Here is a 20,302-nt window from a genome sequence, read left to right as displayed (position 1 = left end):
GGCGCGGAGGGGGCGGGCGCGGCCGCCAGGGCGACCAGGGCCGCGCGCCGCTCGGCCTGGCTGCTCCGCAGGCAGGCGGCGTCAGGACAGGCGTTTCGCGCCGCCAGCCATTGGCGTTGGGAGGCGCGCACGGCGGCCGGATCTTGGGCTGCGGCCACGGCAGCGGCAAAGGCCTCGGCCACGGCCGCATCCGCCGCCACAAGGTCGGGATCAGCGCAAATACGCAGTTCGACCGGGGTCTTGGCCTTGGCGCAATCGATGCCGGCGGCGCGAGCCGGGGAGGCCAGGAGCAGGCCGCAGGCGAGCAGCAGGAGAAGGTGGCGCATGGTCATGGAAGGCTCCTTGGGGGCAGGGTGGGGCCGGGCGCGTTGTGTGCCAACAGCAGGCACAGGGGGGCGGTGGGCCGGGCGCAGGCAAAACGGCCAAGCTGGGCGCCAGTGTCAGGCACAGGAGAAGCTGTGGGCCGGGCGCGGGCGGGAGGGCCGGCAGCGCGGTGCCTCCTGCTTTTGTGGCGGGCGGCGGCAGCGCCGTCAACGGGTTTCGGGGCACAGCAGACAGGTCTTTGGCTGTAGGGCTTGTCGTTGCCTTTGGGTTGCGGCAGGATAGGGGCATGCGGCGAACGATTTCCCAGGAGGCCCCGATGCGGTTGACGCGGCGGATGTGCGGCGGTGTGCTGGCCCTGAGCCTGCTGTGGTCTGCAACAGCGGCTCTGGCCCAGCCGCCGCCGGCCAAGGATGCCTCGCGCGAGGCGATGCTCCACACCATTGGCATGCTGGCCGGGCAGGGGCTGCTGCTGGGCCATGAGGCCCTGGCCGGGTTGGCCGCGCGCTACGACAAGCGGTTGGCGACCCGGGAAGCGGTCGGGCAGACCCTGGCCGACATGGGCCGGTATGCCGAGTTGGTCCAGACTGCCTTCAAGGATCGGCTCATGAACCGGCTGGGGCCGGAGGAGCGGCGCGATCTGGGGCTTTTGATCGGATTTTACCAGGTCGAGGGCGAGGCCGTGGCTGCCCTGGCCGCCTATGTGCGGGGCGAGACGAAAAGCCGTGACGCCTTTGACGCCGCCCTGGAGCGGCTGGCCGCCATCATCCGCCAGATTAGCCTCGGCAAAGGCCCGGCCTGATCGGGCGAGTCCTTATCGGGCCTTCTTGCCAAGGGCCGCGCAGGTGTGCCACAAGGGCAGATGAGGGGTTGCGCCGCAGTGTCCGGCCTCCCTCAAGCCAGGAGAAGGATCATGAAAAAACTGCTCTGTCTGGGCTTGCTGGCCGGCTTCCTGCTGGCCGCCGTGGTCGTTGCGGGCGAGGCCGAAGCGCGCGGGCCGTGCCCGCCGGGCTATTTCTGGGATGGCCCGCGCGGCTGCATGCCGATTCCCTATCTGCCGCCACCGCCGCCGCCGGGGTATTATCCGTATGCACCGGGCTATTATCCCTACGCGCCGCCGGTCTGTCCGCCGGGTACCTTCTGGGAGGCCGGAGCCTGCCGCCGGGTTCCCCGCCCGGCCCCGGGCATCCAGCTCAATCTGCCGCCGATCTACATCGGACCGTAGCCGAGACAAAAACAAACCGCCGTTCCTGCCTGGGCAGGAGCGGCGGTTTGTGCATTTGCGATCGGCAACGGCCCGTCGCGAGGCTGACGGCCGGCTTATGGGCCGCCACCAGACTGCCGGACGACCTCTGCCAGCAACAAGCAAACGGACGCCTTCTGGGCCGTCAGGCTACCGGACGGCCTTACGGACCGTCCTGGGAGCGTTCGGCCGGCCGCATGTCCGGGCTGGTGTAGAAAAATTCGATGCGCCGGTTGCGGGCCTTGTTTTCGGCCGAGGTCGGCGGCACCAGCGGCTGGCTGTCGGCCAGCCCCACGGCCCGCAGGCGGGTGGTGGGGATGCCTGTCTTTTCGGCCAGATAGCGCACGGCGGCAGCGGCCCGGGCGGCTGAAAGCTCCCATTTGGACGGGTAGGCACTGCCTTTTTCATCATCGTCGGCGTGGCCGCGCACGGTGAGATTGATCTTGAAATCGCGCAGGATCTTGGCCACTCCGTCGAGCATCTTCTGGGCGGCCGGGGTCAGTTCCGCTACGCCGGGCTTAAACATCACCGAGTTGTTGATCTGCATCAAAACACCCGAGGAGTCGTTGCTGACCCCGGAGTTCTTTTTGACGTCCAGATCCGAGGTGATGAGCTCCTTGATCAGGATGGCGACTTCGTATTTGAGCTTGTTTTCCTGGTTCAGCTTGAATTCCGGGCTGCCTTTGATGGCGTCGGGACTGATGAAGGTGGGGACTTTTTCCAGGTTCTGGACTTTTTCCTTGGAGGCCACGTTCTTGTCCTGAAAGACCAGGGACAGCTCCTGCTTGCGCGAGGGTTTGAGCGACACCACCAGCCACAAGAGCAGAAAAAAAGCCATCATGGCCGTCACGAAGTCGGCGTAGGCCACCTTCCACGAGCCGCCGTGATGGCCGCCGTGGCCTTCGTCGGATTCGCGATAGATAACAACGGTCTTGCCGTCATTTTTTCCCACGCAGCCCTCCTTCCATATCTTCCATGCTCGGCCGCACGTCGTCGGGGATGGCCCGACGGCCCATTTCCACGGACAAAAGCGGCGAAAAGCCGGAGTTGAAGGCGGCCAGGACTTCCTTGACCACATGCAGCATGTGCTGCTGGGCCTTGGCCTGGTATTCCAGGTTTACGGCCATGGGGCCGACAAAGCCGTAGCTTAAGAGAATGCCGAGAAACGTGCCGACCAGCGCCGCGCCGATACTGTGGCCAAGCACTTCCGGCGGCTCGTTGATCTTGCCCATGGTCAAAACGATGCCCAGTACGGCAGCCACGATGCCAAGGCCAGGCAAAGCGTCGGCGATCTTGGTCACGGCCCCGGGGGCGATCATGGCGTGGTGGTGCATGGTGGCGATGTCGGTGCGCATGAGGTCGTCGTAGCGGTGGGCGTCGATGCCCTCGGACAGCAGGCACTTGATGTTGTCGCAGATGAAATAGGCGAGCTGCTTGTTTTTGGCGATGGCCGGATATTTGTTGAGGGTGGCGGACTGGGCCGGTTTGGAGACGTGGGGCTCAAGGGCCACGATGCCGTCGCGGCGGGCGATGTTGATCAATTCAAACAGGAGTGTGAGCAGATCAAGATAGTCGCCGGCCGAGGGTTCCTTGCCGGTAAAGACGTGCATGATGTGTTTAAAGGTGCCCAGGGCAATGGACTTGGGCGCGGAGATGAAAAAGGAGCCAAGGGCCGCTCCGCCGATGATGAGCAGTTCGATGGGCTGGAACAGCACGCCCATATGGCCGCCTTCCAGCATGAAGCCGCCGAAGACGCAGCCAAGAACCACCACAATGCCGATTATCGCGAACATGGCCCACCGTACGGGCGCGCCATGGCGGCTGCCCGGGAATCGTTGGCAGGGGGATTGTCCACCCGCCGGATCGTGTCAAAGGAACGCGCCTTGTGCGCCTGATTTCCTGGTGTAGAAAAATCCAGGCCTCCGGGCAAGGGGCGGCAACGTTTTCGCTCCCGCCCCGTGACTCTTCAGGCTACTTCGCGCCGTGGCACTTTTTATACTTTTTGCCCGAGCCGCAAGGGCAGGGGTCGTTGCGCCCGACTTTGGGCGCCTCACGCCGCTTGGGTTCCTTTTTGGCCTCGTCCGGGCTTTCGGCCGGCCCGGAATACTGCACATTGGCCGTTTCGTCCTTGTGCTGGAACTCCTGCTCCTGGACCTCGGCCCGGATGCGCACCCGGGACATGGCCCGGATGGCGGCGTCGCGCATGCTGTAGATGAGTTGCTGGAACAGCTCAAAGCCTTCGCGCTTGTATTCCTGCTTGGGATCTTTCTGGCCGTAGCCGCGAAGGCCGATGCCGTCGCGCAGATGGTCCATGGAGAGCAGATGCTCTTTCCAGTGGCGGTCCAGGGTGTCGAGGAGGAAATAGCGGGCCACTTCCTTGTAATGCGCCCCGGCCGTGTCGGCCAGTTCGCGCTGGCGGCCCTTGACGGCGGCGAGCACGGCTTCTTTTTCGGTCGCGTCGCCGGTGGTCAGGATGACCTTGTGGTCGAGGATGTCCTCGATCTGAGCGGCGGCCACTTCCATCAGTTCCGGGTCGGGCGTGCCCTTGGCCGCTTCCAGGGGGGCAAAGATCTCGTCCACGATGTCTTCGATGTGTTCCATGACAAAGACTTCGGGATCGGTGGTGGCCATGAGTTCGCGGCGGCGGGAGTAGATGACCTCGCGCTGCTGGTTCATGACGTTGTCGTATTCCAGGAGCTGTTTGCGGATGTCGAAGTTGTGGGCTTCCACCCGTTTCTGGGCGTTTTCGATGGCGCGCGAGACCATGCGGTTCTCGATGGGCTCGCCGTCTTCCATGCCCAGCTTGTCCATGAGGCCCTTTAAGCGGTCGGAGCCGAAAAGGCGCATGAGGTCGTCATCAAGGGCCAGATAAAAGCGCGAGGAACCGGGATCGCCCTGGCGGCCGGAGCGGCCGCGCAACTGGTTGTCGATGCGCCGGGATTCGTGGCGCTCGGTGCCCAGAATATGCAGGCCGCCAAGCTCGACGACGCCGGGTCCGAGCACGATGTCGGTGCCGCGCCCGGCCATGTTGGTGGCGATGGTGACCTTGGCGGCATGGCCGGCCTGGGCCACGATCTCGGCTTCTTTCTCGTGGTTCTTGGCGTTTAAGACGTCATGGGGCACGCCGGTCTTTTTGAGCATCTCCGAGAGCAGTTCGGATTTTTCAATGGACACCGTGCCGACCAGCACCGGCTGGCCGAGCTTGTGCAGTTCTTTGACGTCGGCTGCAATGGCCTCAAATTTCTCGCGCTGGGTCTTATAGACCAGATCCGGGAAATCCTTGCGCACCATGGGCTGGTTGGTCGGGATGGAGAGGACTTCCAGATCGTAGATTTCGCGGAACTCCACGGCTTCGGTGTCGGCCGTGCCGGTCATGCCGGAGAGTTTTTTGTACATGCGAAAATAGTTCTGGAAGGTGATGGTGGCCAGTGTCTGGTTTTCGGCCTCGACCTGGACCAGTTCCTTGGCCTCCAGGGCCTGGTGCAGGCCGTCGGAGTAGCGCCGTCCGGGCATGAGCCGGCCGGTGAACTCATCGACGATGACGACCTGGCCGTCTTTCACCACGTAATCCACGTCGCGCTGGAAGATGTGATGGGCTTTAAGGGCCTGGAGCACGTGGTGCTGCAGGGTGATGTTGGCGGCGTCGAAGAGGTTTTCGACCTTGAGCACATCTTCCATGCGGGCCACGCCTTCGTCGGTCAAAAGGACGGTGCGGGCTTTTTCGTCCACGGTGAAGTGGGTTTCGCGGTGCAGCATGGGAATGAGCGCATTGACCCGGGCGTAGAGCACCGAGGAATCCTCGGCGTGGCCGGAAATGATCAGCGGCGTGCGGGCTTCGTCGATGAGGATGGAGTCCACTTCATCGACGATGGCAAAATTGAGCGGCCGCTGCACGAGCTGTTCCTGGTAGAACTTCATGTTATCGCGCAGATAGTCAAAACCGAACTCGTTGTTGGTGCCGTAGGTGATGTCCGCGCCGTAGGCGACTTGCCGTTCCTCGTCGGTGAGGCCGTGGAGAATGACGCCAACGGACAGGCCCAAAAAGCTGTAGAGCTTGCCCATCCAGGCCGCGTCGCGCCGGGCCAGATAGTCGTTGACGGTAATCAGATGCACGCCCTTGCCGGACAGGGCGTTTAAGACCACCGGCAGGGTGGCGACCAGGGTTTTGCCTTCACCAGTCTTCATCTCGGCGATTTTCCCCTGGTGCAGGGTGGCTCCGCCGATGAGCTGGACGTCGTAGTGGCGCATGCCCAGCGAGCGCACCGAGGCTTCGCGCACGATGGCGAAGACTTCGGGCAGGATCTCGTCCAGGGTTTTGCCGGCGGCCACTTCCTGGCGCAATTCGGCGACGCGGGCGCGCATGGCCTCGTCGTCAAGGGCCTTGACCTGGGGCTCGAAGGCGTTGATCGCCTCGACAATGGGGCGAAGGCCTTTCAAATAGCGTTCGTTTCGCGACCCGAACACCTTTCGGGCAATGGCTTTGAGCATAAGCGGGACTCCTTATGGGTGCGAGGCGGCGTATGGCTGCCTCGAAATCTGTCTTGGATTGCGGCGGGGCGGCCGTTAGCCGATCAACTCCAGCCAATGGCCGACGACAACGCCAGCCGGGGCGGCGGCGCGCAACTGGGTGACGCAGCCCGAACAGCCGGTGACAATCTGCTCCCCGGGTTTGGGGGCGTAGATGGCCAGGGCCATGGCGGCCACGGCGTCGGAGAGGTCCGGCGAGGTCAGTTTGGTCAGGCCCCCGAAGCCGCAGCAGGGGGTTTCGTTTTCGTTAAAAATGAGGCGCTCGCCCATGGCCCGGCGCAAAAAAGCCAGATCCTGGTTGCCGCCGGCCCCGTGGCAGGGGCGGTGGTAGCGCACGGCCGGGGGGGCGCCAGGACCGATGTCAAAGCTGGTGTCACCCAGCAAATCGGCCAGGGACACGAGCTGATCCCGCCACAGGCCGATTTCGTCCATGGTCAGGCCCAGGTCTTTGCGGGCATAGGCGCGCAGGCCGCAGCGGCAGGTGGCGCAAAAGGTCACCAGCAGCGGCCGGCCGGCCGTGCGCCAGGCTTCGATATTTTGCTGCTGCATGGCGGCCTGGGCTTCGGGCGCGCCGGAATGGCCCAGGGTGCAGCCGCAGCAGGTAAACCCCGGGTCGGGCAGGATCTCAAGGCCCAGACCGGCCAGCAGGCGCACAGCCGAGACCTTCCAGGCCGGATTGGCGTGTTCAGCCACGCAGCCGGCAAAGAGCACGGCCTTTTGGCCGCGCCGGCGGGTGTCAAAGGTGCGGGGGGCGAGCCAGGGGGCGGGGGCGTCGCCCGAGCCCATGGCGGCCAGGGCGCCCTTGGCCCGGCCCACGGCCTCGATGGGCACGCTGCCCGGCAATAAGCGCGTCAGGGTGCGGGCCAGCGGCCACATAAGCCCGGCCCGTTCGATCCACAGCTTCCAGAGAAAACCGGCAAAGCCAGGATGGGCCGCCCGCAGCTCGGCCACCAGATCCGGCCCGCAAAGGCCCAAGGGACAGGCGTTTTCGCAGCGCCCGCAAGACAGGCACATGGTGGCCAAGAGCTCGGCGGCCGTGGCCGAGAGCTCGGCCCGGCCTTCGGCCACGGCCCGGGCCAGGAAAAATTTGGCGCGCGGGGAGAGCTCCTCGCGGCCGGTGGCGGCAAACAGCGGGCACACGGACAGGCAACGGCCGCACAGAATGCATTCCGGGCGGCGGCCCTGGCCGTGCAGACAGTGGATGGGGGTCAGCGGCGTGGCCATGGCTAGTAGGCCTTCCCGGGATTCATGATGCCGTGGGGATCGAAGGCGGCCTTGACCCGGGCCATAAGGGCGCGTTCGACCGGCGAAAGCTGCTGGTCGAGAAAGGGCAGCTTGGCCAGCCCCACGCCGTGTTCGCCGGACAGCGTTCCGCGCAAGGACAGGCACAGGGCCAGGATGCGTTCCCGGGCGGTTTGCGCCCGGGCGCGTTCGTGGCTGTCGGCGGCATCATGCATGATGTTGACGTGGAGGTTGCCGTCGCCGATATGCCCGAACAACAGGATTTTAAGGCCCAGTTCCCCGGCCGTGGCGGCAATGCCGGCAGCGGCCTGGCGCAGGCGGCCGCGCGGCACGGTGACGTCGTCACTGATCTTGTCCGGGGCGACCTTGAAGGAAGCCGGGTTTAAAAGGCGTCTCGGTTCCCAGAGCGCCTCCTCGTCGTCGTGGCTGACAGCGGCCTGACGCCACAGGGGGGCGGCCGATTGGACAGCCGTTTCCACCAGCCGGATATCGGCGGCCACGGCCTCGGCGGAGCCGTCCACCCGGATAAGAAGGACCGCCCCGGCCCCGGCGGGCCAGGGCACGGTGCTGATTCCGGCCACGGCGGCCAGGGCTTCCCGGGCCATAAATTCCAGGGCCTGGGGCAGGATGCCGGCCGCAAACACGCTGGCGGCGGCCGTCAGCGCCGTATCCACGTCGGCAAAGGCCAGGGCCAGGGTGGCGGTGGCGGCGGGCAGGGGCAGGAGCTTGAGCGTTAGTTTGGTCATAACGCCTAGGGTGCCCTCGGAGCCGACGAAGAGCCGCGTCAGGTCGAGGCCCACCACGTTTTTGTGGGTGCGCCCGCCGCAATGCACCAGTTCGCCGCCCGGGATAACGGCCTCAAGGCCCAGGATATGGTCGCGGGTGACGCCGTATTTGACGGCCCGCATGCCGCCGGCGCAGGTGTTGGCGTTGCCGCCCAGGCTTGAAAATTTCACGCTGGCCGGATCAGGGGCGTAAAAAAGGCGCTGCTTGGCCAGGGCGGCCTGCAGATCGCCGGTGACCAGACCGGGTTCGACCACGGCCACAAAGTCGTCGGGATCGATTTCCAGGATGCGGTTCATTCTGGCCATGGACACGACAATGCCGCCGGATGCCGGCACGCAGTCGCCCACGGTGTTGGTGCCGCGCCCGCGGGCCACGATGGGCAGGCGATTGGCCTGGGCAAAGGCCAGCAGTTCCTGGATCTGCCCAACGGTTGATGGGCGCACCACCGCCGTTGGCATGGCGTGGCGACGGGAGGCGTCGGTTCCGTAGACGAACATTTCCTCGGGGGTAAAGGCGGCGGCGTCGCCGGGGAAGTGCTTTTCCAGAAAACGGCGGGCCGCGCCGGAAAGAACGTGGGCTTGGCTCATGGGGTCAATCGGCCTCGGCGGTCCAGGTCAGGGTGTCCACGGCTCCGGCCGCGTCAAAGGTAAACGCCAGTTCGTTGTAGCCGCTCATGTCGGAATAGCGCCAGATGTTGTCTTCCACTTCCTCGGGGGTGCCGATGGCGTTGGTCAGGCGTTCCTTGGGGGTGCCCCGGCAGATTTTGCGGGCAAAGCAGGCCGGCGCGCCGTAAATACGGATCTGGTGGTAGAACTGGCGCTGGCCTTCTTCCATGCTGTACAGCGACACGGTCAGGCCTTCGTAGGTGAGCGTGATGATCTCGTAGGGTTTGTCATCGTGGGGGCTGGTAAAGGGCACGGCCTGACGGTCCCTGGGCGGGCCGAGGCGGCGCACGACTTCGGCTTCCGAGGGTCCGAAGAGGGCAGCCGTTTCATCGAGAAAAGCCTCCACGCGTTCGTCGGCCTCGGCGGCCCGGGCCGTCGCCGCGCCGGCAAAGACGATGGCGAGGACGAGAATGAGGAGAAGGGCGTGGTATTTGCGGGCCATGAGTGGTTCCTTCCAGCGGTTTGCCGTGAGCGGCGCGCAGGCGCGCCCGGGACCGCGTCCCTAATGCCGGGCCAATTCCCGGGCCGCGTCGCGATCGAGATCCCGGGATTTGAGGTCGTCGCGGCGGTCATACGTCTTTTTGCCCCGGACCAGGGCGATTTCCACCTTGGCCCGACCGTTTTTAAAATACATCCGCAACGGGACCACGGTCAGCCCCTTTTGCTCCACCTTGGTGCGCAGGTTGTGGATTTCCCCGGCGTGCAGCAGCAGCTTGCGCGGCCGTTCCGGCTCGTGGCCGAGATCCCCGGCGTTGGCATAGGGCGCGATATGCACGCCGATCAAAAACGCCTCGCCGTCCTGGAACTTGACGTAGCCGTCCTTGTAGCTGACATGCCCGGCCCGAAGCGATTTCAGCTCGGAGCCGACCAGCACCATGCCTGCTTCGAATTTTTCGAGAAATTCGTAGAGGTGGCGGGCTTTTTTATTGAGGGCGATGAGTTTTTCGCCCGATTCTTTCGCTGCCATGACATCCTTTAGTGGTCAAACCGCGCCCGTTTCGCGTCAAATGCGCGCCAGAAGGGCTTGCCCCGGGCGGGCGGCGGCGTCACTGCCGCCTTGTGGCGCAGCCCTTGGGCCGTTGATACGGCCCGGCGGCCGGGGCGGTCAATGGGTCGGGGTCTCCTCCCGGTCGAGCAGGGAGGAATAAAACATCAACTCGTCCGGAAACTGCCGGAAGATGGTTTCCTGGACCAGGGCGTTGGTCCTGGTCACGGACGGGCTTTCCAGGACCAATTTAAGCAGGATTTTGCAATCGTCCATGGTGGCCTGGCGAATGATGCGCTTGATGCCGGGGATGGCCTGGGGAGTCAAGCTTATGCAATCGATCTGCATGCCCATGAGGATGGGCACGCAAAAAGGATCGGAGGCCATCTCGCCGCACAGGCTCACTTCGATGCCGGCCTGATGGGCCGCGTCCACCACGTGCTTGATGCTGCGCACCACGGCCGGGTGCAGGGGCTGGTACATGTGCGACACGTAGCGGTTGGTGCGGTCGATGCCCAGGGAATACTGGATGAGGTCGTTGGTGCCGATGCTGAAGAAATCGACTTCCCGGGCCAGTACTTCGGCGATCATGACGGCCGAGGGCAGCTCCATCATGATGCCGACGGGCAGTTCGGTGTCAAAGCGCTGGCCTTCCTGGCGCAGTTCGGCCCGGGCCTCGGCCAGCATGGCCTTGGCCTGGCGGATTTCGCGCAGCCCGGAGATCATGGGAAACATCACCGAGATGTTGCCGGCGACCGAGGCCCGCAGGATGGCCCGCAACTGGGTCTTAAAGATATCGGGGTGGTGCATGCACAACCGGATGGCCCGAAGGCCCAGGGCCGGATTGCGCTCATCCAGCGCCCCCAGGGTGCTGACGAACTTGTCGGCTCCGGCGTCGAGGGTGCGCAGCGTCACGCGCCGGGGCGACATGATGGTGGCAAGATCCAGGTATTCCTGGTATAATTCGTCCTCTGTGGGGAGCTTGGCCCGGTTCATGTAGGAATATTCGGTGCGATACAGGCCAATGCCCTCGCCGCCGTTCGTAACGACTGTGGGCACCTCGTCGAGCATCTCGATGTTGGCTTTGACCTTCAGGCGATAGCCGTCGATGGTTTCCCCGGGCAGATGGCAGCCGCGCATGATGCCGGCCTGATAGGCCTCAAACTGGTATTTGAGATCGGAGAGCCGGGCCAGTTCGTCTTCGGACGGGGAGAGCACCACCACGCCGCGCAGCCCGTCCACCACCACCAGATCACCGTCGCGCACCTCGCGCTCAAGCTGGGTCACCCCGACCACGGCCGGGATGCCAAGGGTGCGGGCCAGGATGCCGGTATGGGAGGTCTTGCCGCCCTGGACCGTGACCAGGGCCATGATCTTATCGGTTTGCAAACTCGCGGTGTCGGCCGGGGAGACGTCGTGGGCCATGAGCACCACCCGGCTTTCGATGGCCCGGGTCTCGGCGGTCTGGCCGGCCAGACGGGCCTGGACCCGGCCGGCCACCGTGCGCACATCCTGGATGCGGTCGCGGAAATAGGGGTCGTCCAGAGCCTCAAAGGCCTTTTCCAGATCGGCCACGGCCTTGTCCAAGGCCCATTCGGCGTTGATGCCAAGGCTTTGCACATAGCGCTTGGCGACCCCGGAAAGCTTGGGGTCTTTGAGGATCATCATATGGGAATCGAGGATCAGGGCGTGTTCGCGCAATTCCGCCGGGATGCGCTCCCTGGCCTGCTCGATTTCCAGGCCGAACTGCTCAAAGGCCCGGTCCAGCCGGGCCAGTTCCGGCCCGACCAGGGCTTCGGGCAGGGTCTGGCGGGGCAGGGGACCGGCCCCGGAACGGTTGAGGAAAAAGGCCCGTCCGATGGAGATGCCGGCCGAGACGGGAATGCCTTTGAGGGTTGCCATGTCGGGCTGGTCCTTGGCGTCGCGCACGGGCTGTCTGGGCGGTCCGGGACGCGTGGGGGTTGAGGTTGGCGGGCGGCCCTGGAGGTGCTTTTTAAAAGGGCCGGGGCCTTTTGCGCGGGCGCGGCCCTTTTCTGAGCGCTTGGCTGCACCTGCCTTTACACGGATTTCACGACGGCGACACTGCCTAGCGGAAGCGGTTGTGAAACAGGGCGCGCAGATGGCGCAGGGCTTCCAGGGCGTCGGGACCGTCGGCATGGAGTTCCAGTTCGCTGCCGTGGCCGGCGGCCATGGTCAGGATGTCCAGAATGCTCTTGGCGTCCACGGCCTCGCCGTCATGGCGCAGATGGATGGAACAGCCAAATTTCTGGGCTTCCTGGGACAGTCTGGCGGCCGGCCGGGCGTGCAGACCCTGTTCGTTGAGCACGCGCACGCGCAGGCGGTAGCCGTCGTTTGCGGCCAGGATATCATCGACGCCCGTGGTCGGGGCTTGCATGGATGGCTCGGTCATCGTCCACCGTATCGGCGGTTGTCCCGGCGTGGTTGCCGGGCGGTTTTGCCGGCCGTCAGGCCGGCCACATGGAACGGACAAAAATCCAGCTGCCGGCCAGGGCCAGCAAGGCGATTTCCCGGGCCACCGACGGTCGCGTGGCGGCCCAGGCGGCCAGAATGCCGATCAGCGCGGCGTCGGCCAAAGCTCCCGGACCGCCCCGGGGGCGGGCCAGAATCCAGAACAGGGGCAGCAGCACGGCGTTGAGCAACTTGACCCGCCGGCCCAGATTGACCAGATCCCAGCGCTTGAGCCGGCGCAGCACCGCAAACCCTTCACGATAGCCCTTGTGAAAGGTGACGGCCTTAAAAATCTGGACCGCCAGAAAAAGCCCGGCGGCTGTGCCCAGCAGCAGGCCGTACCGGCCGCTGGCGGCCAGACAGGCGGCCGAGAGGCCCCACAGGCCCATGATGCTGGCCGAAAAAAACGTATCACCGATGGCGGAGAGGGTGAATGCCGTTGTGGTCTTGACGTTGTCAAGCATTTCCGCCGGTGCCAGTCCCTGGGCGATTTTTTCCTCCAGTGAGAGGAACAGGCCAACGAGCAGCGGCGTCCAGAAAAAATGGGTGTTGTAGAGCTTTAAATAGCGGGCAAAGACCTCGTCGCGCTCGGTCGCGTCGGGATACAGGGCGATAAGCCCCGGCTCCATGGCAAAGGCCAGCCCCACGTGCTGGAGTCCACGGGTGTTGTAGGCGGCCCCCACGAGATAGCAGCGCAGAAAACAGGACACAAGCGTCCTGACCCGCAATTCACCGCTTGGCGTCCCCAACGCTCCCCTCGCCTTGCCGCCGCGTTGCTGCGGCATCGCGTCAGATTTTCCCGCAAGTCTTACCCGCAGCCGGGCTTTTGGTCAAACGTCCCGGGGCGGCCCCAAAGCCAGAAACCGGCCAAACGGCGTGCCGGCCAGCCGTTCCCGCAACGGCGCACCGGCCAGACGGGTGAGATCAGCGGCCACGTCGCAATCGGGCAGGGGCGGCAACAGGGCCGTGGCCCGGCCGGCGTCGGCCAGTCGGGCCAGGGTCAAAGCGGCCACGGCCGGCGTGCTCCAGGGCATAGCGCGAAAAACGTCGGGCAGATAGCCGGCCCGGGTAAAACCGATCAGATAATAGCCGCCATCGTCGGCCGGCCCAAGAACGGCCTGGTTTTCGGCCAGCAGCGCCGCTGCCTGACACAGCAGGCGGCCAGTCAGCAGCGGCAGATCGGACCCGATGAGCAGCGCCGCCTCGGCCCCGTCGGCAAAGGCCCGGGCCAGGGCTGCGTCCATGCGCGCGCCGAGATCGTCGCCGGATTGGGGCAGGTAGCGACGCTGGCGGCCGCACAGTGCGGTGACCTGCTCCAGTGCGTTGGCCGGGGCATAGAAAAGGGTCGTGGGCAAGCCCGAAGCGTCGGCAGCGGCCAGGACATTGGCCACCATGGCCCGGTAGGCGGCCAGGGCAACGGCGTCGCCAAGGGTTGCGGCCAGGCGGGTCTTGACCAGCCCGGGCAGCGGGGCCTTGACCAGGAGCAGCAGGGCGGGCAGCGTCATGACGGCTCCCCGGGGGATGATCCGGGCAGCGGCGGATAGTGGCGGGCCAGCCGCGCCGGCGAAACGCCCAGGGAAAAAAGGAGCAGCAGAAGCAGATTGCGCAGGGTGGTGCGCAGGATGCCCCCGGCCTGCCAGCGTCTGGCCGAGGTGACGACGCAGGAGGGCAGGATAGCCACCCGGCCGCCGGCCCGGCGCAGGGCGCGCACCAGTTCCACGTCCTCCATGACCGGGATGTCGGCGAAACCGCCCAGGGCCTCGAACAGATCCCGGCGCATAAACAGGGCCTGATCGCCATAGGGCAGGGAAAAAAACCGCGAGCGCCAGGTGGCCCCGGCGGCAATGAGCCGCAGCAGCGGCTGGCTTGCGCGGATGGCCAGGGAAAAGGCCCCGAGCTCGGCCCGGTCCTCCAGCAGCGCGGCGGCGGCCTGGAAGGCTCCGGCCGGCAGACGGGTGTCGGCGTGCAGGAACAGCAGGGCTTCGCCCGAGGCCGCCGCTGCCCCGGCGTTTTGCTGCCGGCCCCGGCCCGGCGGGGCGGTGAGGCCGGTGACGCCCGGACGGTCGATGGCCCGGATGGTAGTGCCGGCCGGGTCGCCGTCCACGACGATGATTTCGAGCGGCAGCCCGTAGCCGGCGGTCCGCACGTTGTCCACCAGGGCGTTTATGCGCCCGGCTTCGCCCAGCACCGGGACGACGACGGAGAAGAATGGTTGCAGGGAGCGCGACGGCGACATGGCGGCCTCTTGGTGGGGCGGTTGCTTGGGCCGTGCATAGATTTTTTTTCGGCAAACCGCTAGGGTGGAGGCTCTTGCGGCCTGGCCTGCCGACAACGGCCGCGAACAGCTCGCAGAGGATATGGTCTTCGTGCTTGAATCCGAATATGCGGCCATGTTCGGGGTTAAAGAAGGCCAGTGGAGGTCATTGTTATGGAATTCGGAGCCATTGCCCTGGCGATCATGGCCGCCTTTACCGGCGCGGCCCTGTATATCAATCTTGTCGAGCATCCGGCCCGGCGAGTCCTTCTGGACGGCGAGATGTTGGCCCAGTGGCAGGCGAGCTATCCCCGGGCGCGTTGGATGCAGGCGGGTCTGGCCATGGGCGGCTTTTTCTTTGGCCTTATGGCCGCCTACTGGGCCGGCAAGGCGCTCTACATCACCGGCGCTTTGTTCTCCATCGCCAATTGGGTGGTGACCTACCGGTTTATCATGCCGCTCAACCACAAACTCCTGGCCGCCGACCCGGACACGGCCGACGCAGGCATCCGGGCGCTGCTGGAGAAATGGAATCTGCTCCATACCGCGCGCACCGGCCTGGGATTTCTGGCCGTGGTCTGCTTCTTTCTAGCCATCTCCTGATAGCAATACCCCCACAGCAAGCCATGCCCCCGCCCCCTGCCATAACCCCACCCCCCCAAATAACTTTTCCCGTCGGGGGGTCCGGGGGGATCATCCCCCCGGCCGCCGGAGGCATTCTTTTATGACCATCTGCGACGGCGAGCACGCCAGCGTTTGTCGCGGCTGCCATGGCGGCTGCGCCGCCCGGGTGACGGTGGCAGATGGGCGGGTGATGCGGGTGCGGCCGGGTTTGGGCTCGCCGTTTAATCTGGGGCAGATGTGCGTCAAGGGCTTGTCGATTCCGGCCATGCTCTCTCACCCGGATCGGTTGACCGTGCCGCTTAAGCGGGTGGGCGAGCGGGGCAGCGGGCGTTTTGCGCCGGTTTCCTGGGACGAGGCGTTGGGCGACATCGCGGCCCGGTTGGACGGCTTTCGCCGCGAGACCGGCCCGGAGTCCGTGGCCCTGGGCCAGGGCACCGGCCGGCCGCATTATTTCCACGTCATCCGCTTTGCCAACACTTTCGGCACGCCCAACTGGTACGAGCCGGGGCTGGCCAATTGCTTTATCCCGCGCATAACCGTTTCCAATCTGACCTACGGCGGCTTTGTGGCCGGGGATTACTACGGCGACACGCCGCCGCGCACCATTCTTTTTTGGGGCCACAATCCGCTGGTATCCGGGCCGGACGGCGAACTCTCGTTCCCGGTCAAACGCGCGTTGGCCGCCGGGGCCTTTGGCATTGCCGTGGACCCCAGGCGCAGCGAGACGGCCAAACGCTGCGGCCTGTGGCTGCCGATCCGCCCGGGAACCGACGCGGGGCTGGCTCTGGCCATGATCCGGGCGATTATTGAAGAGGGCTGGTACGACCGGGACTTCGTGGAGCAGCAGACCACGGGCTTTGAAGAATTGCGCGCGGCCGTTGACCCGTACACCCCGGCCTGGGCCGAGGCCGTAACCGGCGTTCCGGCGGCGGCGATGTTGGAAGCGGCCCGGCGCTACGCCCTGGATCGGCCGTCCATCCTCGATTGGGGCGTGTCGCTGGAGCAGAATCCCAACAGCCTGCAGACGGTGCGGGCGGTGGCGATTTTGCGCGGCCTGACCGGCAACCTCGACGTGCCGGGCGGCGACGTGTTCGGCCATGACCTTCTCGGCGCGTATCCGGTCCTGCGCCAGGAGTTGCCGGCCGAGGCCCTGATCCGGCGCATCGGGGCGCAGCAATTTAAGCTTTTGGGCGGCTTTCGGGCCTTTATGCCTTCGGCCCACATCCCGGGACTTTTTGCGGCCATGCGCACGGGCGACCCCTACCGGGTGCGGGCGCTGCTGCTCTTTGGCAACAATCCGCTGGCCACGGTGGCCGATTCCCGGGCCGTGCTGGAGTCGCTTAACGCCCTGGATCTGCTGGTGGTTACGGACCATTTCCTGACGCCCACGGCCGCCCTGGCCGATTACGTGCTGCCCGGGGCCATGTGGCCGGAGATCGACGGTGTGATTGAGCTGCCGCTGGTTGCCCCGCGCGGGGTCTGCGCCCATCGCAAGCTGGTGCAGACCGGCCAGTGCCGCCAGATCGAGCATATTTTAAATGATCTGGCGGCCCGGCTGGGGCTGGCCGGGGCCGACGAACCGCTGGAGTCGATTTTCGATGCCCGATTGCGTCCGGCCGGGGTTACCTTTGCCGAGCTGGCCGAGCAGGGCATGGTGCTGGCAGCGCCGGCTTACCGGCGCTATCTGGAAAAGGGCTTTCGCACGCCGTCGCGCAAGGTGGAGCTTTTTTCCAAGCCGCTGGCGCGGCTGGGCTATGATCCGCTGCCCAGCTACCGCGAGCCGCCGGAAAGTCCGGTGGCGACGCCGGAGGTGGCGCGGGCGTTTCCGCTTATCCTCACCACCGGGGCGCGGCGGCGGGAATTTTTCCACAGCGAGGGCCGGCAAATTGCATTTTTGCGCGCCCGGCGGCCCGAGCCGCTGGTGGAGCTTGGGCCGGCGACGGCGGCGCAGTGCGGTGTGGCCGACGGCGATTGGGCGCGGGTATCGAGTCCGCGCGGCAGCATTCGGATGCGGGTGCGCGTCACGCCCGACATCATGGAAGGGGTGGCGAGCATCGACCATGGCTGGTGGTTCCCGGAGCGCGGCGCGGGCGATTTCGGGGCGCTGGAATCCAATGCCAATGTCCTGACCAACGCCGGCCCGCCCTACGATCCGGCCTTTGGCTCGTATCAGTTGCGGGGGCTTTTGTGTGCGGTGGAGAAGGAGTGAGGTGCCATATGCGTAAAGATGAATTTGAAAAATTTCTTCAATAAAGGGGGTCCGGGGGGGATTATCCCCCCCGGCCGCCGGAGGCCTCTTCTGCCTCCTCCTCTCCTCGCTTACTCGCCCGCCGCCCGCAAGGCCTGATCCAGGTCGGCAATGATATCTTCCACGTCCTCGATACCTACTGAAATGCGCACCATGTCGGGTGTGACGCCCGCTTCGAGCTGTTCGGCCGGGGTGAGCTGGGAATGGGTGGTGCTGGCCGGGTGGATGACCAGCGTCTTGGCGTCTAAGATGTTGGCCAGATGCGAGCAGAGTTTGACCGAGCTAATAAACTTCTTGCCGGCGGGGATGCCGCCTTTGACGCCGAAACCGAACACCGCGCCGGGGCCGATGGGGAAGAGCGCCTTGGCCCGGGCGTGGTCCGTATGGCTCGGCAGGCCGGCGTAGTTGACCCAGGTGACGGCCGGGTGGGCTTCCAAGAACTCGGCCACTTTCTGGGCGTTGGCGCAATGGGCCTTGGCCCGCAGCGGCAGCGTCTCCACGCCCTGGATGACCAAAAAGCTGTTAAAGGGCGAAGGCGTGGCCCCGATATCGCGCATAAGCCCGGTGCGCACCTTGGTGCAAAAGGCCGAGCAGGGCGTGCCTTCCAGGGTGCACAGCATCTCCCAGAAATTGGCTCCGTGGTAGGTGGGGTCCGGGGCGGTGATTTCCGGGAATTTGCCCCCGGCCGACCAGTCGAAGCCGCCAGCCTCGACGATGGCCCCGCCGATGGCCGTGCCGTGGCCGCCGATGATCTTGGTCAGGGAATAGACCGCGATATCGGCCCCGACGTCGAAGGGATTTAAAATCGGCGGCGCGGCCACGGTGTTGTCGATGATAAAGGGCAGTCCGGCGTCGTGGGCCACCTTGGCGATGGCCGGCAGATCATCGACGTTGCAGCGCGGATTGCCAATGGATTCGGTGTAGACGAGGCGCGTATTGTCGTCGATTGCGGCGGCGAAGTTGGCCGGATCGGAAGAATCGACGAAGCGCACCTCGATGCCGAAGCGTTTGAGGGTGTGTTCAAACAGCGTATGGGTGCCGCCGTAGAGATTCAGCCCCGAAACGATGTTTTGCCCGGTCCTAGTGATGGCGGCCACGGCGTAAAAGATGGCCGACATGCCCGAGGCCGTGCACACGCAGGCCGAGGCCCCGTGCAGGGCGGCCAGCCGGCGTTCCAGCACATCGGTGGTAGGGTTGCCCAGGCGCGTGTAAATATAGCCGGCCTGCTTGAGGGCAAAGAGGTCGGCGGCGTGTTCGGGGTCGCGAAAAAGATAGCTGGTGGTCTGGTGGATGGGCACAGCCCGGGAGAGGGTGTCGGAATCCGGGGTGTGGCCGGCATGCAGGGCCAGGGTCTGGGCCTGCCAAGGGCTCTTGGGCATAGGCGTCGCCTCGCTGTTTGACGGTCCGGCCCGAGGGGATCGGGCATGATGCTCGTATATACCGGACCGCCCCGGTAGGAAAGAGCAAAGTGACGTGTCCCGGCCCTGGTGCACCTTGGTTCTTGACAAGGCCGGGTCCGAAATCCACCATGCGACGTTCGGCCGTGCGGGCCGGATTTGTCCTTTGTCTGACCGGAGGTTGCCCCATGCGCTTGCACGCATTCTATCATGTTCCCTTTGAAGATGTCGGCTCCATCGGCCTGTGGGCCGCCGAGCGCGGTCATGCAGTCACGACCACCAGCTTTTTTGCCGACGAGACGCCGCCGCCGCCGGCTGACTATGATCTGCTCGTGGTCATGGGCGGCCCCATGGGCGCGTATGACGAGAAGGAATATCCCTGGCTGGCCGACGAGAAAAAGGCCATTGCCGCAGCCATTGCAGCCGATAAGGCCGTCCTTGGCGTGTGCCTGGGCGCGCAGTTGCTGGCGGTGGTCCTTGGCGGGTCGGTATCGCGCAATCCCGTGCCGGAGGTCGGCTGGTTCAAGGTGACCATGACCCCGGAGGGTCTGGCCGAGCCGGTTTTTGCCGGCTTCCCGGAGTCCTATTACGCCTTCCACTGGCACGGCGACACGTTCACGATTCCGCCCGGAGCAGTCCAGGCCGCCTCGTCAGCCGCCTGCCCCAATCAGGCCTTTGTCTACAAGGGCAAGGTTGTCGGGCTGCAATACCATCTGGAGACCACGCCTGTTGGCATGCAGCGGCTGATCAAATACTGCGCCGAAGACGTGGCCCAGCCCGGTCCCACCGTGCATCATCCCAAACAGATGCATGCCGGGCGGGAGGTCTTTAAAGATATCAAGGCGCTGACCTATCAATTCCTCGACGCCCTGGCCGGGGCCTGACGCGGCGACAAGTTGCCCGAGCGGGCAAAGGAGTGGGCCATGCGGAGAAGAGAACGGGAAATCACCGACAAATCGGTGCTGGAACAGTTGCTCATGCAGACGCAGATCTGCCGTCTGGGCCTGTACGACGGCAAATGGCCGTATGTTGTGCCGGTCAACATGGGGTATGAAGCCGGGCACATCTATTTCCACTCGTCCAAAAAGGGCAAGAAAATGGAAATCCTGCGCCAGTGTCCCAACGTCTGCTTTGAAGTGGACAGCGATGTGGAGATCGTCACCGGCGAACGCCCCTGCGATTGGACCACCAACTACAAGTCGGTCATCGGTTTCGGCACGGCGGTCATCCTCGAGGACGAGGCAGAGAAGCTGATCGGCATGCGCGTCATCATGCGCCGCCACGGCGGCCCGACCGAGGGATTCAAGCCCGAGTCCCTGGCCGCAACGGTGGTGGTGCGCATCGACATCGTATCCATGTCCGGCAAAGCCAACCCGCCCCACGGCGAATGGGGATAGATTTCGAGGAAGTGTGAGAAGAGAAGGCAGAAGAGGCCTCCGGCGGCCGGGGGGATGATCCCCCCGGACCCCCCGACGGGAAAAGTTTTCAAGGGGTTCTGGGCGTTGGCTGGCACACTGGCCGGACCCCCTTGGCGGGAGAAG

Annotated in this window: 20 protein-coding genes; 6 read left to right on the top strand and 14 right to left on the bottom strand. The window is 65.2% G+C overall.

Annotated features, from left to right (window positions below):
* The coding region (locus GTA51_RS05205; protein WP_343039471.1) for a lysozyme inhibitor LprI family protein at positions 1 to 332 on the bottom strand (332 nt) is incomplete at its 3' end.
* A 278-nt stretch (positions 333 to 610) separates the two neighbouring features.
* Here GTA51_RS05205 and GTA51_RS05200 point away from each other — a divergent pair.
* Positions 611 to 1,123, top strand: coding sequence for a hypothetical protein (locus GTA51_RS05200; protein ID WP_160959270.1), 513 nt, complete (start codon positions 611 to 613; stop codon positions 1,121 to 1,123).
* 111 nt (positions 1,124 to 1,234) lie between these two features.
* The gene (locus GTA51_RS05195; protein WP_160959268.1) at positions 1,235 to 1,546 is read left to right on the top strand and encodes a hypothetical protein; all 312 of its coding nucleotides are present in this window, start codon (positions 1,235 to 1,237) and stop codon (positions 1,544 to 1,546) included.
* Positions 1,547 to 1,727: 181 nt separating this feature from the next.
* On the opposite strand, the gene GTA51_RS21380 is transcribed toward GTA51_RS05195, so the two are convergent.
* The 12 genes from GTA51_RS21380 to GTA51_RS05135 all read right to left on the bottom strand — a co-directional run bounded on the left by GTA51_RS21380 (position 1,728) and on the right by GTA51_RS05135 (position 14,474).
* Positions 1,728 to 2,516, bottom strand: coding sequence for an OmpA family protein (locus tag GTA51_RS21380; protein ID WP_160959266.1), 789 nt, complete (start codon positions 2,514 to 2,516; stop codon positions 1,728 to 1,730).
* A complete protein-coding gene (gene motA / locus GTA51_RS05185; RefSeq protein ID WP_160959265.1) occupies positions 2,503 to 3,357 on the bottom strand; it encodes a flagellar motor stator protein MotA in 855 nt (284 codons plus the stop codon). The genes GTA51_RS21380 and motA overlap by 14 nt, the downstream gene beginning before the upstream one ends.
* 178 nt (positions 3,358 to 3,535) lie before the next feature.
* Positions 3,536 to 6,052: a preprotein translocase subunit SecA gene (secA, locus tag GTA51_RS05180; RefSeq protein WP_160959263.1), complete on the bottom strand. Its 2,517-nt coding sequence runs from the start codon at positions 6,050 to 6,052 to the stop codon at positions 3,536 to 3,538.
* A gap of 75 nt (positions 6,053 to 6,127) precedes the next feature.
* Positions 6,128 to 7,315, bottom strand: coding sequence for a (Fe-S)-binding protein (locus GTA51_RS05175; RefSeq protein WP_160959261.1), 1,188 nt, complete (start codon positions 7,313 to 7,315; stop codon positions 6,128 to 6,130).
* Between the two features lie 2 nt (positions 7,316 to 7,317).
* Positions 7,318 to 8,706 (bottom strand): FAD-binding oxidoreductase, encoded by a 1,389-nt coding sequence (locus GTA51_RS05170; RefSeq protein ID WP_160959260.1) that lies wholly within the window; start codon positions 8,704 to 8,706, stop codon positions 7,318 to 7,320.
* Positions 8,707 to 8,710: 4 nt separating this feature from the next.
* Positions 8,711 to 9,226, bottom strand: coding sequence for a hypothetical protein (locus GTA51_RS05165; protein ID WP_160959258.1), 516 nt, complete (start codon positions 9,224 to 9,226; stop codon positions 8,711 to 8,713).
* A gap of 60 nt (positions 9,227 to 9,286) precedes the next feature.
* A complete protein-coding gene (smpB, locus tag GTA51_RS05160) occupies positions 9,287 to 9,751 on the bottom strand; it encodes an SsrA-binding protein SmpB (RefSeq protein WP_160959256.1) in 465 nt (154 codons plus the stop codon).
* 138 nt (positions 9,752 to 9,889) lie between these two features.
* On the bottom strand, positions 9,890 to 11,671 hold the full coding sequence (gene ptsP, locus GTA51_RS05155; RefSeq protein ID WP_160959277.1) for a phosphoenolpyruvate--protein phosphotransferase: 1,782 nt from the start codon (positions 11,669 to 11,671) through the stop codon (positions 9,890 to 9,892).
* A gap of 184 nt (positions 11,672 to 11,855) precedes the next feature.
* Entirely contained in the window at positions 11,856 to 12,164 is a 309-nt protein-coding gene (locus GTA51_RS05150; protein ID WP_246197984.1) for an HPr family phosphocarrier protein, read from the bottom strand.
* Between the two features lie 70 nt (positions 12,165 to 12,234).
* On the bottom strand, positions 12,235 to 13,023 hold the full coding sequence (locus GTA51_RS05145; RefSeq protein ID WP_246197983.1) for a PTS system mannose/fructose/sorbose family transporter subunit IID: 789 nt from the start codon (positions 13,021 to 13,023) through the stop codon (positions 12,235 to 12,237).
* 45 nt (positions 13,024 to 13,068) lie between these two features.
* Positions 13,069 to 13,743, bottom strand: a complete 675-nt coding sequence (locus tag GTA51_RS05140) for a TIGR04282 family arsenosugar biosynthesis glycosyltransferase (protein ID WP_160959253.1) — start codon at positions 13,741 to 13,743, stop codon at positions 13,069 to 13,071.
* Positions 13,740 to 14,474 (bottom strand): TIGR04283 family arsenosugar biosynthesis glycosyltransferase, encoded by a 735-nt coding sequence (locus tag GTA51_RS05135; protein ID WP_160959252.1) that lies wholly within the window; start codon positions 14,472 to 14,474, stop codon positions 13,740 to 13,742. Before GTA51_RS05135 ends, GTA51_RS05140 begins: the two co-directional genes overlap by 4 nt.
* A gap of 192 nt (positions 14,475 to 14,666) precedes the next feature.
* Between GTA51_RS05135 and GTA51_RS05130 the strand changes: the two genes are divergently transcribed.
* Positions 14,667 to 15,095, top strand: a complete 429-nt coding sequence (locus GTA51_RS05130) for an anthrone oxygenase family protein (RefSeq protein WP_160959250.1) — start codon at positions 14,667 to 14,669, stop codon at positions 15,093 to 15,095.
* Between the two features lie 121 nt (positions 15,096 to 15,216).
* Positions 15,217 to 17,325: a molybdopterin-containing oxidoreductase family protein gene (locus GTA51_RS05125; protein WP_160959248.1), complete on the top strand. Its 2,109-nt coding sequence runs from the start codon at positions 15,217 to 15,219 to the stop codon at positions 17,323 to 17,325.
* Between the two features lie 110 nt (positions 17,326 to 17,435).
* Here the strand turns inward: GTA51_RS05125 and GTA51_RS05120 are convergent, their stop codons facing one another.
* Positions 17,436 to 18,743, bottom strand: coding sequence for an O-acetylhomoserine aminocarboxypropyltransferase/cysteine synthase family protein (locus tag GTA51_RS05120; RefSeq protein WP_160959247.1), 1,308 nt, complete (start codon positions 18,741 to 18,743; stop codon positions 17,436 to 17,438).
* A gap of 206 nt (positions 18,744 to 18,949) precedes the next feature.
* Here GTA51_RS05120 and GTA51_RS05115 point away from each other — a divergent pair, with 206 nt between their 5' ends.
* Both GTA51_RS05115 and GTA51_RS05110 read left to right on the top strand, forming a co-directional pair.
* The gene (locus tag GTA51_RS05115; protein ID WP_160959245.1) at positions 18,950 to 19,645 is read left to right on the top strand and encodes a type 1 glutamine amidotransferase; all 696 of its coding nucleotides are present in this window, start codon (positions 18,950 to 18,952) and stop codon (positions 19,643 to 19,645) included.
* 39 nt (positions 19,646 to 19,684) lie between these two features.
* A complete protein-coding gene (locus GTA51_RS05110; RefSeq protein WP_160959244.1) occupies positions 19,685 to 20,158 on the top strand; it encodes a pyridoxamine 5'-phosphate oxidase family protein in 474 nt (157 codons plus the stop codon).
* Positions 20,159 to 20,302 lie beyond the last annotated feature (144 nt).

It is taken from the genome of Solidesulfovibrio aerotolerans, from assembly GCF_009856865.1.
Classification (GTDB): Bacteria; Desulfobacterota; Desulfovibrionia; order Desulfovibrionales; family Desulfovibrionaceae; genus Solidesulfovibrio; species Solidesulfovibrio aerotolerans.
The sequence above is the reverse complement of the archived record's forward strand: the minus strand, read 5'-3'. Positions and strand labels throughout refer to the sequence as shown.

What these genes read in the sequence shown, in the direction of transcription:
- GTA51_RS05145 (WP_246197983.1), bottom strand. Translation starts at nt 13,023, where the DNA reads ATGCCGCAGCAACGCGGCGGCAAGGCGAGGGGAGCGTTGGGGACGCCA.
- GTA51_RS05200 (WP_160959270.1), top strand. Translation starts at nt 611, where the DNA reads ATGCGGCGAACGATTTCCCAGGAGGCCCCGATGCGGTTGACGCGGCGG.
- GTA51_RS05135 (WP_160959252.1), bottom strand. Translation starts at nt 14,474, where the DNA reads ATGTCGCCGTCGCGCTCCCTGCAACCATTCTTCTCCGTCGTCGTCCCG.
- GTA51_RS05115 (WP_160959245.1), top strand. Translation starts at nt 18,950, where the DNA reads ATGCGCTTGCACGCATTCTATCATGTTCCCTTTGAAGATGTCGGCTCC.
- GTA51_RS05140 (WP_160959253.1), bottom strand. Translation starts at nt 13,743, where the DNA reads ATGACGCTGCCCGCCCTGCTGCTCCTGGTCAAGGCCCCGCTGCCCGGG.
- GTA51_RS05125 (WP_160959248.1), top strand. Translation starts at nt 15,217, where the DNA reads ATGACCATCTGCGACGGCGAGCACGCCAGCGTTTGTCGCGGCTGCCAT.
- smpB (WP_160959256.1), bottom strand. Translation starts at nt 9,751, where the DNA reads ATGGCAGCGAAAGAATCGGGCGAAAAACTCATCGCCCTCAATAAAAAA.
- GTA51_RS05165 (WP_160959258.1), bottom strand. Translation starts at nt 9,226, where the DNA reads ATGGCCCGCAAATACCACGCCCTTCTCCTCATTCTCGTCCTCGCCATC.
- GTA51_RS05120 (WP_160959247.1), bottom strand. Translation starts at nt 18,743, where the DNA reads ATGCCCAAGAGCCCTTGGCAGGCCCAGACCCTGGCCCTGCATGCCGGC.
- GTA51_RS05195 (WP_160959268.1), top strand. Translation starts at nt 1,235, where the DNA reads ATGAAAAAACTGCTCTGTCTGGGCTTGCTGGCCGGCTTCCTGCTGGCC.
- GTA51_RS05170 (WP_160959260.1), bottom strand. Translation starts at nt 8,706, where the DNA reads ATGAGCCAAGCCCACGTTCTTTCCGGCGCGGCCCGCCGTTTTCTGGAA.
- GTA51_RS05130 (WP_160959250.1), top strand. Translation starts at nt 14,667, where the DNA reads ATGGAATTCGGAGCCATTGCCCTGGCGATCATGGCCGCCTTTACCGGC.
- ptsP (WP_160959277.1), bottom strand. Translation starts at nt 11,671, where the DNA reads ATGGCAACCCTCAAAGGCATTCCCGTCTCGGCCGGCATCTCCATCGGA.
- GTA51_RS05150 (WP_246197984.1), bottom strand. Translation starts at nt 12,164, where the DNA reads ATGCAAGCCCCGACCACGGGCGTCGATGATATCCTGGCCGCAAACGAC.
- motA (WP_160959265.1), bottom strand. Translation starts at nt 3,357, where the DNA reads ATGTTCGCGATAATCGGCATTGTGGTGGTTCTTGGCTGCGTCTTCGGC.
- secA (WP_160959263.1), bottom strand. Translation starts at nt 6,052, where the DNA reads ATGCTCAAAGCCATTGCCCGAAAGGTGTTCGGGTCGCGAAACGAACGC.
- GTA51_RS05110 (WP_160959244.1), top strand. Translation starts at nt 19,685, where the DNA reads ATGCGGAGAAGAGAACGGGAAATCACCGACAAATCGGTGCTGGAACAG.
- GTA51_RS05175 (WP_160959261.1), bottom strand. Translation starts at nt 7,315, where the DNA reads ATGGCCACGCCGCTGACCCCCATCCACTGTCTGCACGGCCAGGGCCGC.